At 41.9% G+C, this 13,050-nt stretch carries 13 protein-coding genes; 4 read left to right on the top strand and 9 right to left on the bottom strand.

Going from position 1 to position 13,050, the window contains the following annotated elements:
- Nucleotides 1–146: 146 nt before the first annotated feature.
- Nucleotides 147–2,258 (top strand): BT4734/BF3469 family protein, encoded by a 2,112-nt coding sequence (locus NQ546_RS07810; protein ID WP_004289555.1) that lies wholly within the window; start codon nucleotides 147–149, stop codon nucleotides 2,256–2,258.
- Between the two features lie 151 nt (nucleotides 2,259–2,409).
- Here NQ546_RS07810 and NQ546_RS07805 read toward each other — a convergent pair whose 3' ends face one another.
- Nucleotides 2,410–2,634 (bottom strand): DUF4248 domain-containing protein, encoded by a 225-nt coding sequence (locus NQ546_RS07805; protein WP_021939644.1) that lies wholly within the window; start codon nucleotides 2,632–2,634, stop codon nucleotides 2,410–2,412.
- A gap of 199 nt (nucleotides 2,635–2,833) precedes the next feature.
- Between NQ546_RS07805 and NQ546_RS07800 the strand changes: the two genes are divergently transcribed.
- On the top strand, nucleotides 2,834–3,301 hold the full coding sequence (locus NQ546_RS07800; RefSeq protein ID WP_004289553.1) for an HU family DNA-binding protein: 468 nt from the start codon (nucleotides 2,834–2,836) through the stop codon (nucleotides 3,299–3,301).
- A gap of 57 nt (nucleotides 3,302–3,358) precedes the next feature.
- The gene (locus tag NQ546_RS07795) at nucleotides 3,359–3,466 is read left to right on the top strand and encodes a smalltalk protein (RefSeq protein ID WP_021939643.1); all 108 of its coding nucleotides are present in this window, start codon (nucleotides 3,359–3,361) and stop codon (nucleotides 3,464–3,466) included.
- A 208-nt stretch (nucleotides 3,467–3,674) separates the two neighbouring features.
- On the opposite strand, the gene gmd is transcribed toward NQ546_RS07795, so the two are convergent.
- The 8 genes from gmd to NQ546_RS07755 form a co-directional block, all read right to left on the bottom strand.
- Complete coding sequence (gmd, locus tag NQ546_RS07790; protein WP_004289550.1) at nucleotides 3,675–4,766, bottom strand: GDP-mannose 4,6-dehydratase; 1,092 nt, start codon at nucleotides 4,764–4,766, stop codon at nucleotides 3,675–3,677.
- Nucleotides 4,767–4,809: 43 nt separating this feature from the next.
- Nucleotides 4,810–6,003 (bottom strand): glycosyltransferase, encoded by a 1,194-nt coding sequence (locus NQ546_RS07785; protein ID WP_004289549.1) that lies wholly within the window; start codon nucleotides 6,001–6,003, stop codon nucleotides 4,810–4,812.
- A complete protein-coding gene (locus NQ546_RS07780; protein ID WP_004289548.1) occupies nucleotides 5,996–7,087 on the bottom strand; it encodes a DegT/DnrJ/EryC1/StrS family aminotransferase in 1,092 nt (363 codons plus the stop codon). The genes NQ546_RS07785 and NQ546_RS07780 overlap by 8 nt, the downstream gene beginning before the upstream one ends.
- An 87-nt stretch (nucleotides 7,088–7,174) precedes the next feature.
- Nucleotides 7,175–7,813, bottom strand: coding sequence for an acetyltransferase (locus NQ546_RS07775; protein WP_004289547.1), 639 nt, complete (start codon nucleotides 7,811–7,813; stop codon nucleotides 7,175–7,177).
- A 9-nt stretch (nucleotides 7,814–7,822) separates the two neighbouring features.
- Nucleotides 7,823–9,175, bottom strand: coding sequence for a lipopolysaccharide biosynthesis protein (locus NQ546_RS07770; RefSeq protein ID WP_039953208.1), 1,353 nt, complete (start codon nucleotides 9,173–9,175; stop codon nucleotides 7,823–7,825).
- A gap of 211 nt (nucleotides 9,176–9,386) precedes the next feature.
- Complete coding sequence (locus NQ546_RS07765; RefSeq protein WP_004295517.1) at nucleotides 9,387–10,022, bottom strand: sugar transferase; 636 nt, start codon at nucleotides 10,020–10,022, stop codon at nucleotides 9,387–9,389.
- A gap of 37 nt (nucleotides 10,023–10,059) precedes the next feature.
- On the bottom strand, nucleotides 10,060–10,542 hold the full coding sequence (locus NQ546_RS07760) for a UpxZ family transcription anti-terminator antagonist (protein WP_021939850.1): 483 nt from the start codon (nucleotides 10,540–10,542) through the stop codon (nucleotides 10,060–10,062).
- A gap of 55 nt (nucleotides 10,543–10,597) precedes the next feature.
- Nucleotides 10,598–11,131, bottom strand: a complete 534-nt coding sequence (locus NQ546_RS07755; protein WP_115615904.1) for a UpxY family transcription antiterminator — start codon at nucleotides 11,129–11,131, stop codon at nucleotides 10,598–10,600.
- A gap of 662 nt (nucleotides 11,132–11,793) precedes the next feature.
- Here NQ546_RS07755 and NQ546_RS07750 point away from each other — a divergent pair.
- The gene (locus tag NQ546_RS07750; RefSeq protein WP_004289544.1) at nucleotides 11,794–12,969 is read left to right on the top strand and encodes a TlpA disulfide reductase family protein; all 1,176 of its coding nucleotides are present in this window, start codon (nucleotides 11,794–11,796) and stop codon (nucleotides 12,967–12,969) included.
- The last annotated feature ends 81 nt before the right edge of the window (nucleotides 12,970–13,050 follow it).

Raw genomic sequence — 13,050 nt, 5'->3', positions numbered from 1 at the left:
TTAAATAGTCGTGCGTAACAACTCAAGCCAGCGAAGTTAATTTCAGTTAAATATCGGTCTCATGTTTTCCACATGAGGAAAACACGCAGCCATAAAGTTCCGGTTATTATCCCCACCTTTACAGCCATTATTTAAAATTCATACAAATGACAATGGAAAATATTTTAGTCAGTCTTTTTAAAGGTTATGCGGACACCTGCCCGATAGAGGTTCCCCTGAAAACAATCATCAGCCTTCTCCGCGACAATCAGGCGGTGATCGAACACACCGAAAAGCATCGCTATTATCTGGAGCAAAAACAAGTCACCGCCGCTGCACGCGAAAAAGCATCCTGCCCCTGCTTTGCCGTCAGCGTGCGCTTCGAAGGCGGAAAACAGAAAGCAAACATCAGCGAGTGGACAGGAATCTGTCCGGTAGACATAGACCACGTGCCGCCCGAACGCATGGAACAGTGTTTGGAACTGCTCAAAGCCGACAAGCACACCTTGCTGCAATATGTCACCATCAGCGGACATGGTATCCGGTTACTCTGCCGATACACCGGACTCACCGACAACTGCGAGAAAAACCACCGACTCCACACCCGCACTTTTACCGCCATTAACGAGTACTACACCCGTCTCACCGGACTTGAATGTGACCTGAAATGCAAAAATGCCACCCGCCTAAGCGGACTTGCACACGACGAGCATCTGTTTTTCAATCCCGATGCCGTACCTTTCAGCCGGAATGCGGAAACTGCCGCGCCCAAGCATAGCCCGGCATCTGCCAAAAACCACCGCCGTCTGCAAAGAGTGATTGACGCTGCCTGCCGTCGCCTTGCGGATGAAGGTGTGGAATATGCAGAACATCACCACAACGAATATATCATGCGCATGGGCTATCTGCTCAACGCCTACGGAGTGGCACAGAACGTAGCCACCCAATGGGCAACAGAACGTTTTGCCGACTACAATGGCGACGTGACAGGCATTTTCGCCTCCTGCTACCTCAACATCGAAGAGCATGGCAGCCTCTCTCTTCCTCCACTCCGCAAGTCGCAAAACAATGATGAACGGCAGGAGTTTATGGCATCGGTGGCAGACATCGAACAGTTTCTCAACGGTCAGGCATCTTTTCGCAAGAACACCGTAACCGGCAAGTGCGAGGTGCTGACAGCCGGAAGCGGCGGGAAGTACGAAGAACTCACAGATCGCTACGTCAATACCCTGTGGTGCCGTATGTGCAAAGAAGCGAAACCGGGACAGGCCGCCCACATACGGGCAGTGCTCGATTCGGAATTTGTTGATACCTTCAACCCCTTCGAGCAATATTTTAAAAACCTGCCACCCTGGGACGGAACCACCGATTACATCGCGCAACTTGCCACCCACGTACACGTCCGGAACAACACCATTCCCTTTGCCTACTACTTCAAGAAATGGCTGGTGGGAATGGTTGCCGCCCTCTTCGACAAGGAAGTGGTGAACCATGAAATATTGGTGCTGACCGGCCGGCAAGGCATCTATAAAACCACTTGGCTCAACAATCTGCTTTCACCCGAACTGCGCCGTTACTTCTATCTGAAGTCCAACGCCCGCCGCATCACCAAAGACGACCTCCTCACCCTTGCCGAATTTGCCATTGTGTGCCTGGAGGAACTGGACGAAATGGAAACGCAAGAGGTGAACCAGATAAAGGCGCTTACCACCATGAAGGTAGTCAACGAGCGCGCCGCATACGCACATTACAAGGAACACCGCGACCACATAGCCAGCTTTTGCGGAACCAGCAACAACACTCACTTCCTCGCCGACCCCACCGGAAACCGCCGTTGGCTCCCCTTTGAAGTGGAGAATATCGACAGCCCTTATGACTTTCCGGTGGACTATGCCGGGGTTTACTCCCAAGCATACACCCTACTGCAAAACGGCTACCATTACTGGCTGGAAGACAAAGAGATTGAAGCCCTGAACCTGCACAACAGGCATTTCGAAATTCCCTGTCTGGAGCAGGAACTGATATTGACCCATTACCGCCGTCCAATGCCGGGCGAGAAATGTATGTTCATCACCAACTCCCAGATACTCTGCCGCATCAACTCCGGCATCCGCCAAAAGCTGAGTCCCGTCAAAATAGGCATGGTGCTGAAACAGGAAGGTTTCGAATCCATGCGCTCAGGCGGCAAGCGGGGCTACCGGATGGTGGAACTCACTGGCGATGAGATACAGGCTAACCTCTATGCCATGGGAAGATATACGGAAAAACCTGAAAGTTAGAAATCTTACAACTGTAAAGGTCTGCTTTAGGTTTCCAGAGTTGAACTTTACAATCGCAGAGTTAAACTTTACAATCACAGAGTTGACCTTTAGGAATCCTAAACCGGACATTACACATCCCGGCTGCTCACGCTCTGCTTTCAGTTCTCAACTAAACATCCGGCTCTCCCAGTGCCTCAACAATCAGCCGCACCTGTGCCGGTGTATATGTCCGCACCCTGTCCGAAGGAACCAATGCATGGAGTTCATGCCGCAAGGTGGGATGGAAATCTATCCACTGGTTCAGTTTACGAAAAGCGGCTTGAGGACAAAGGGCCGGACAATAAAGTTGAGCGAGTTCCGTCCGCCCATAGGTACGTATTTTAAAAATCTCCATATCTTTTGAGTTCATTAGTTCTTACAGAACAAAGATACGGAAATATCTTCACATCTAAGCAACTATTTCCACCTATAACGAACGCTAACAGACCCTAACATACAGAAAGTGACAAACCCTCCTGTGCGGTGTCATATCTTCGCATCGTGATCACAAAGAGATAGTAAACCGATTGTTAATAACTCAAAAAAACAAAACAATGATTCGTTACAAAAAGTATCAGATGACAGGTGAGAAAAGCCCTTTGAAAGGACTTTGGTACGCCCGCCCCGTAATTGAAGAAACCTTCAATATCGAAACTCTTGCCAAACACATGGCAAACCACAACACTCCCTACTCCGCCGGAGTTATCAAAGGAGTGCTTGCCGATATGATTTCATGCATCAAAGAACTCATTCTGGATGGCAAGAACGTCAAACTGGACGATCTCGCCATATTCTCCGTAGGCATCGTCAGCAAGAAAGGTGCAACCTCAGCCGCCGAATTCTCCCTCGCCGACAACGTCAAGGGGCTGAAACTCCGGGCACGCGCCACAGGAGAGTTGAGCAATGCTCAGATCAATTTGGAAGGTCAACTGAAAGAGACTTCCCAATATAACGTTGATGACAGCAGTTCGTCAGGAGGAACCCCTCCCGACAACGGTGAGGAGGAAAACCCGCTGGGCTAATGTCGACAGTGAGAAGAAATACCAAATCAAGTATTAATCATTAAACACTAAAATCACATGAGCGCAAAATCAAAATCAGTATGGGGTATCATCCTCAAATCTATTGTAGCGGTAGCCACAGCACTGGCAGGAGTATTCGGTCTCAGCTCCTGCATAGGCCGATGAGAACCGCCACGCCTATCATCATTCACTGCTCGGCCACGTCTCAGGGCGTGGCCCCGAGCTTCGAACAAAGGTGGTTTAGGCTTATATAATATATTGACCGGCAGCATGATTATTTGTGATATATTTCACAAAATACACATTCTCTTTGATAAGAGAGAGAAAAACATACCAAGTGGTACTTGCAATAATCAAATTTGTATCCCGCAACTTATTTCACAATCCCCTTTTCCAAATACTCCGCAAGATTGGTACGGATATGTCCTGCAACGCGCTCCACTGCCACCTTTTCCATATCATGTTTCATCATGATACTTACCAACTCTTCAAACGAAGTTTTCATCGGATTCCATCCCAACTCCTTACGGGCTTTAGTGGGATCTCCCCAAAGGTTCACCACATCCGTAGGGCGATAGAAATCCTCCGACACCTCTATCAGCACACGTCCCGTAGCTTTGTCTATGCCTTTTTCTTCAAGCCCTTCGCCCCGGAACTCCAGTTCGATACCTGCGTAGTGGAAAGCCAACTGACAAAACTCCCGAACCGAATGTTGCTCACCTGTGGCTATCACGAAATCTTCCGGAGTCTTGTTTTGCAGAATAAGCCACATACATTCCACATAGTCTTTAGCATAGCCCCAATCGCGCAATGAAGACAAATTACCCAAATACAGTTTGTCCTGTTTACCTTGTGCAATACGGGCAGCAGCCAAAGTTATCTTTCGTGTAACGAATGTTTCGCCCCGGCGCTCACTCTCATGGTTAAAGAGAATACCCGAACAACAAAACATATTATAAGCCTCACGATATTCCTTCACAATCCAATAGCCATAGAGCTTTGCCACCGCATACGGACTATAAGGATGAAAAGGCGTGTTCTCGTTCTGCGGAACCTCTTCCACCTTGCCATAGAGTTCCGAAGTGGAAGCCTGATACACCTTACAGGTTTCCGTCAATCCACTCTGACGAACGGCTTCCAGCACACGTAATACGCCTGTGGCATCCACGTCTGCCGTAAACTCCGGCGCATCAAAGCTGACCTGAACATGACTTTGTGCAGCCAAGTTATAAACTTCCGTAGGACGTATCTTTCCGATAATCTGCATGATACTCATGGAATCTCCCAAATCGGCATAATGCAAATGGAAGTTTGGAGTGCCTTCAAGATGGGCAATGCGTTCACGATAATCTACTGAAGAACGACGAATGGTTCCATGTACTTCGTATCCTTTTTCAAGAAGAAATTCGGCAAGGAAAGAGCCGTCCTGACCGGTGATGCCGGTGATGAGTGCGATATGTTTCATAAAAAAATCTATTTACTGTTTATAAACGAGTGGTCTCTAGTTCTTAGACGGATGAACATTTATCATTACACTGTGCAACCTCAGTTATGAGTTTATCAATATCAAAACAAGCCTGTTGGAAATTAAGCTCACACTGCTTCTCAACAATTGCGACCGGCAACGGTTTCAATGGATGATCCAAATGTCCTTTCATTTTTAAGCATAAATCCTCGGAATCTCCAACTTTAAAAAAGCTAACTCTATCGTTTTCAATTTCCTGATTTATCTCAATATCTGATATTATAGCAGAAGCCCCATATGCCACTGCATCATACGTTGCTCCTCCACCAGGTCCTCCTTCAAACAATGTTGTTTGAATCACCGAAATACTACTTCTCAAAATTGCTAATTGCTCATTTTTAGGTATATAACCCAAAAAGCGAACATGGTTTTGAATCTCTAAATCTTGTATCAATTGTTCAACCTGTCCCCAATAATCTAGATTACGATAATCATAGGTAACACCACTACATATCAATTCTACGTCCTTATACCGTTCATCTTGCAACAGCAGCCTCATAGCTCGTAAAGCTGTTGGCAAGTCTTTATGTACCCATAACTGATTGGAAAACATAAAGTATCGTTTGGGCAATTTGTATTTTTCGATATTAACATTTAATACATCATAAAGATTACTTCCAAACGGCAAGAAATCCATTGAAAAAAAATTACATTTTTTACTTTCCTCCAAATATTGTTCTTTCAAATCTTTGCAGGTATGTTGTGAATTCACAAAAATAGTTCCACATTCCCTCATCATCTTGATAAAATGTCTATTACGAGAAGCTCTCTCCTCTTCTGTAAACAAATATGGAAGATGAATATGCTGCAAATCCGGAATATAACCAATGATTTTATTGCGTTTCACATTCTTAATAGGACTCATGTTCAAAAAAACGACATCTGCCTCTTGCATACAAGTCGGTATCGAACCTCTACGATACATTTGAATTTTAATATTTTGATAATCAGACCAAAATGTGCCATAATCATAACATTTACAAGTTGAATAGCCTACAATTTTCTTGACACAATTTTTAATCAAACGAATTATCTTTTGATCATATTGATCATAAGGTATAGCTACTATCGTCCTAATATTTTCAAGTTGATTAAGAATTGAAAGATAATATTTCAGAAAGTCAATTCCTCCTCCCCATCCAAGAAGCCCCTCTGTATGGACAACAACCTTAATCATTGCAAAAATAATTATTAACCTGTTCCGCAATGAATCGCACATCCCCCTCATTCAATCCGGGATAAGACGGCAGATTTATTCCACGATGAGCAATATTTTCTGCTATGGGAAAACGTTTGTATTTTGTGCTAAACATAGGCATCGTATGAACAGGATAAAATAAAGGGCGAGTTTCAATGCCGACATCAGCCAAATGTTCTCTCAATGGATCTCTATCCTTAGAATCGGGTACTAAAATTGAACACATCCAATAAGTATTAAGTGTTCCCTGACGTTCTCCATGAAATTCAACCTTTGTAGTCAAATATTTTTTATACCATTGTGCTATTCGACGTTTTCTCACAAGAATATTGTCTATTGTTGTCATTTGGGCTACTCCTATAGCCGCACAAATATTAGTCATTCGATAATTATACCCAATTATATCATGCCAATATTGACGATATTTAGCAAGCCCTTGCCCCTTAAGATGCATACAACGTCCATAAAGTGTTTCATCATTTGTCAATACCATCCCGCCTTCGCCAGTAGTGATACTTTTATTTCCAAAAAAGCTAAAAGCTGATATATCACCAAAAGAACCGACTCTTTGCCCATTGATAGTTGTACCAATGGCTTCCGCACAATCCTCAAGAACAAATAACTTATATTTTCGAGCAATATCACAAATTGATTTCATATCACAAGCATGTCCATAGAGATGTACAGGCATGATTGCTTTGGTGCGAGGAGTTATAAGTTCTTCTAAACCCGCAGGATCCAATTGCCAATAATCCTTTTCAGAATCTGCAAAAACAGGAGTAGCACCACAATAAATAATAGTGTTAACCGAAGCAATATAAGTAAATGTTGGAACAATAACCTCATCTCCCTCTCCAATGCCAAGCGCCATAAGAGCTAAATGTAACGCCATCGTACCATTACACACTGAAGCCGCGTACTTCACGCCGATATAATCAGCATATTCTCTCTCAAAACGTTCAACGTACTTTCCTTTGGATGATATCCATGACGAATCAATACAGTCGTTAACAAACTCTTTCTCCTTGCCATTAAAGTATGGCTGGTATACAGGATATTTCATAAGCTACAAGCGTTTAAACTGTCCAGTAATCCATTTAAGAATATACAAGATGACTTAAACTTTTTATTATTAATTAAATTATAAAATTCACAACTTTTCCTTGGCAGGCACGCCAACCCATGTGGAACAATCTTCTATTGGCTTCAAAACTACACTACCAGCTCCAATAGAATTGCCATTTCCCACATGTTTCCCTTCAATTATGAATGCTTGTGCACCTATAAGGTTTCGATTTCCAACCGTCACGCATCCCGATATATTACAAGAAGGGAGTATTGAATTATAACTACCGATAACAACATCATGCCCGACATAATTGAAAACATTGAAATAATTAAAGTCTCCAATTTGTATATTATCGGTAAAGAAACAATGGTGAGCAATCAAATTTCCTCGTCCAAGGCTTACTTGCCCTACAAAATCTACACTAGGATGAATGATATTTGGAAACAGACAAAGATCTCCAAACCGTTGAGCTACACTAAATCTAGGACCTGGCTTCCCTATCGCAATAACAGCACAAACCCGCCTATCTTCCATACAACGTTTCTCAAATGCCATTTCACTTATAATAGGAAAACGAATACCATTAGCTACCACGCTAGTACGAGTGATATCGTCTTTATCTACAAAAGCCACAACATTATATTGCGGTAAATCTTGTAACAGACATACTGTCTCTTTACCAAGTCCTCCGGCTCCGAATATGTATATATCTTGTTTCATTCAATCTTATTATTTAGCCCAAACTCCTCCAGCAGTCCTATTTAGTATTTTGTTTACTTGCACCATTCCAAGTATTGCCCCAGGAAGTGATACAACGCATAAAGCATACAAAACTCCCGCTACTCCTATATAATTACCCATTAACACAGATAAAGGGATATATAATACAGCCATTAAACTACCAACAATCAACTGAATTTGAATCTTACCAATACCATTTAGCAACATTGCTGTTACATTACCCCAATTTGCTATGGTAACAAAAAGAGTACATCCAATAGACAAAGAAATTGGAATCTGACTAGCCACTTTCACACCAACCCATAATTCATATGCCCATCTAGAAAAGACTAACATTAACACTGAACAAAGTACAATACTTCCCCAAATCAACAAAGTTTTATGAAAAGCATTCCTCATCCAAATATAGTCTCCTCTAACATAGGCTTCTGTATAAGCATTCCACATGGGAGCCATCAAAACAGTAAAAGCCATCGTTGCTATTGAAAAATACTTAAATGCTATGTTATACATAGTTACTTCCGAAGGACCAAAAAGTTGAGTTATAATAAAGTTTGAAGTTGTAAAAAGAATTAAAGCTGCAGCTTGAACGATAAAAAACTTAATACCAAGGCCTACAAGATCCTTAGTATATTTAAATTTTATATACTTAACAGATGGACTTATACTTCTATATTTACCCCCAAAAACGATAATATAGGCTATCATTAAAACCACAACCGGAACAATCGAAAATGTTAAAGCAATAGCTAGTAAATTACCTTTAGGAGTTACTAACGTTAATAACCAAATCACAATCAAAGCCCCCAAAGAGCCAAGCATATTCAGAAAGTCGGCAATAGCCGCACACTGTGTTGCATAGAAAAGTGCAGTAACAACTTTTAAGGCAAATTGGATACAGAAAAAAGTAATAGTATAAAATGCAACTTTTCCTAATGTTTCTAATGAAATAGTTTTTGAATTGAAAACTGTTTGCCAATCTATAAAGCCACAACATAGTCCAAATATTACGAGCAATACAAACATCAAACTCACCAATAGGAAAAGCGTGGTACTTAGATATATTTTTGCACGTTCATTATCCTTGACAGCCAAAGCTTCTGTAAGTTTATTACGCAATCCGTTCGTTAGCCCTATATCAAAAAAAACAATCCATGCCAGCATAGATGACAAGGTCAGCCATATTCCATATTCTTCTTCCGACAAATATCCTAACGTAATAGGTACAATAAATAAAGATACAAAAACACCAACAGTCTTAATTCCTATTGACATTATAATATTACGCTTAACAGTCTGAGATAAATTAGATTGTCCGTTTCTTTTTAACCTTAAAGTCATTTGATAACAAAAAAACATCTTAAGAATAACACACAAGTATGAAAAGCAATAGTTACGCAACTATAAATAAATATATACTATACATGCAGAAAAGAATGAATACAAGCAAATATTATAAAATAGTAAACACTACCGCGTCCAAAAACTAAGTTACAAAAAAACACAAATATCGAGACTTCCTAACAGGATTCTGCTTATCCCGGAAAATAGTTTAGAATTTCTTCCCGAACACTATATTCATAAACGTCATAAAAAGTATCTTGATGTCAAAGCCCCAAGAACGGTGTTCCAGATAGAACAAATCGTAACGCAGACGGCGGAGCATTTTCTCCAAAGTATCGGTATAGCCATTGTAAAGAGTGGCATACGATGTGACGCCCGGACGGATCTGGAACAAATAACGATAGCGAGGATCCTCCTTCATTATTTGGTCGATAAAGAACTGACGTTCGGGACGGGGACCGATAAAGGCCATATCACCACAGAACACGTTCCAAAGCTGGGGAAGCTCATCCAAGTGGTGGTCGCGAAGAAAACGGCCTACTTTAGTCATACGGGAGTCTCCCTCACCGGCATACAGGGCCGGGCCATGCTTCTCAGCGTCCAGCTTCATACTGCGAAACTTATAGATGTTGAAAGGACGACCGAAACGCCCGATACGCTCCTGCTTGAAGATAGCGGGACCACCGTCTTCACGCTTCACCGCTATATAACAGAGTAAAAATAAAGGAGAAAAAACAATGAGCGCGCCAAGGGCCAGAATACAGTCGCCGATGCGCTTTACGTTACGCTCAAAGGCATTCATTCCGTCGGGAATGAAATGATCATCCTTCTCAATTGGTTCCATAAAAATATAAAAGTCTTAGTTTAGTTCTATTTTCTTCCTATTCTATCACTTCGTAAGGATAAGGGTTCTCCTCAATGTTACGAAGCTCTTCAATGATCTCGGCCTGTCCGGAGGACAGTGAGGTATTGTCCCAGCTTCCTATTATCTCGTGGGCTTCACGAAGCAGGGCCTCTTCATAGACCTCACCATAGCAATAAGTGAGCAAGCGCACTTTCAGCAAGGAGGCGGGAAGCTGTTCGAGCACCTCAAAAGCACGATCAAGCACAGACTGCTTATTACGCTCCTTATTACCGTAGTCATAAATCGTGGCATTATAACCTAAAAGGAGAGCCAGACAGAGATTGGCCTCTTCATCGGAGGTGCTACCCCGGAGCAAGAAAAGAGAATCGCACTGCAGAAGGACATCCTTATTCAAACGGCAAAAGGTGTCTGAATAGATAGGCTCACCGTCTACACCAAGATAAATCAGCTCGTGAGCCAAACGCTGGAGCTCAAGAGCGCGAGAAGTCAAATTATTCATTGAGAAAGGGATTTTGATGGAATATTATTGTTTCTTGAAAACAATGTTTGAATTATTACTTGATTATCTTCAAATAAGATTTGGGAACCTTGACACTTGCGGTCAGGATGTCCTTGATACGGATAACGACATACGTCCTGTTGGCATTTGTGGCAACCTCGCCTTCAACACCGGTGAGATCGCCCTTGACAACACGCACCCTGTCGCCTACAACAAGGGAGACATTGTCGAAGCTGACACCGTCGGGATTCAGGTCCATCACGAACATGAAATCGGACATCTGTTTGTCCGGAACCACAAGCATGGAACGGGTGAAGAGGTCTTTCATATAGAAAAGACGCACGCCATAGACATTGGAAAGGTCGCAGGCCGTCTGCTTGGTGGTACGGATAAAGACCAGATTGCGGATGACAGGGACTTCACTGCGCTTGCGGCGGTACTTCAACTGGGAAACCACAATACGGGTGGGAAGGTAATAATCGACATCCAAATGCTCCTCAGACTTCAACCGGGAAAGGGATTTGCATATGGCAAACTCCTGCTTGTCACGAGTGCGGGCAGCAAACCAATATTTCTGTGTTTCAGACACTTAAAAGTAATATAATTTAAAGGAATCCTTCGGGTTAGGGTGCGCTTCGCGGTTTGAACGGGACATTTCTGACCATTCAAACCGTACGATGTTAGTTTAGCGTCTATAAAGCATTGCAAACGAATGAGTTAAAAGCAAAAAGTGTTTTTTAAACGTTCGTTTAAAAAACGTCAATATTTCAGAATAGAGAACTATTGAAATACAGAAAAACAGATAGAAACTTCAAATAATATATAAAAACGATAATTAACTAATACACAAACACTTAAACCCTACATTGTAATAACAGAGATAATATTTTTATTAAACACTTTGTTCATTTCAAAAATACCTCTTATCTTTGCGAACATTAAACGAACGTTTAAAAAACACTTTCTACGTTCTTCAGACTCTTCTAAGAACAAGCTATTGCACATTTATTTTCCAATCATACTTTAATCTAATTATACATGGAATTCCAACAATCTTTAAGTTGGAAAAATCAGAAAAAGTTTCAAAAACAGTCATTATCCTGATTGTTAATCAAATTTCCTACCATTTGCTTGCAGATGACTAAAAATTTTACGAATATTGCATACGAGTTTGGGGATATAGTATTTGTAAAAATCAAGGTTTTAGCTTTATTATTTCGCCAACATAATGTGTAACTAAAAACCGACAAAATGAAAGGACGTATTATGACTATCTGTTTCCTGCTGACAGGAGGACTGTTGGCTGGTTGTTCCTCTACCCCCAAAGTGCCCGAAGGTGAATTTCTTATGCAAGGAGAGCTGACGAATGTACCGGACAGTACGGTAATTCTACTATTGAAAGAAAACGGAAATCTACTCACAACCATCCAAAAAGATACAGTAATCAACGGAAAATTCTCTTTCCAAGATACTATCAGCGGTGTAACCCCTAAAAAATTATTCTTACTATCCAATGACAAAGGATTCCCCGGCATGTTGCTGAATGTATGGATACAATCCGGAAAATACATCCACATAACAGGAAACGACCGTCTCCTTCCTTTATGGAACGTCAGCAGTGACATACCCCAGCAAAAAGCATCCAATGATTTTATGGCTTTATGCTCCTCAGAAAGAAAACGCATTATGCAATGGACGGCTCAGGAATATGACCTGTTTCGGCTTGAAAAAGAACAAGGTCTTGACTGGAAAAAGATAGATTCCTTGCGTGCATTGCGCAATCCATTGGACAGCCTTGTCTACATGGCCGAACTGAACTACATGAAAAAAGCTCCGATTACGCCTGTATGGCTGGACAAATATCAACTCTTTTGCTCCTTTTTGCAATACAATCAGAAATTTGGCAATCAAGACTTAATCCGTTCGCTCTACACACGCATGTCCGAAGCCGACAAGCAGACCGAAACAGGACAGCTTATTACTGCTTATTTAAATCTGCCGGAAGAAGTGAACGTGGGTGATGAAATGGTAGATGGTGATTTATACGATTTGGATGGAAATGTCCGCCACTTGACCGAGTTCAAAGGCAAATATATTTTATTGGATTTCTGGAGTCAGGGATGCGGTCCATGTGTACAATCGCTTCCCGAAATGGAAGAGATCACCGAAATGTATAAAGGCAGGATGGAAGTGATAAGCATCAGTCAAGATCCCAAAGACGAATGGAAAAAGTTTATAGCCGAAAAACAATTGAAAGGTAACCAATGGAATGAACTCCGCAAAGGAAGCACCAAACTCGGAGCCAGCTATCAAGTAAAAGGCATCCCTCACTATGTAATGATTTCGCCTGAAGGAAAGGTGCAACATATATGGGCAGGCTACGGTAAAGGTTCGCTGAAAGCAAAAATGAAAGAACTGATAAAGTGAGAACGCTTCAGGCTCCACCCATAAAATTATTACAAAGTCACAAATATAAATATCCTTGGAAGAAATCTGATCATCTTCCAA

This window comes from Bacteroides eggerthii (genome assembly GCF_025146565.1).
Taxonomy (GTDB): Bacteria; Bacteroidota; Bacteroidia; order Bacteroidales; family Bacteroidaceae; genus Bacteroides; species Bacteroides eggerthii.
Note: the sequence above shows the minus strand (reverse complement) of the source record. Positions and strands in the feature narration are given on the sequence as shown.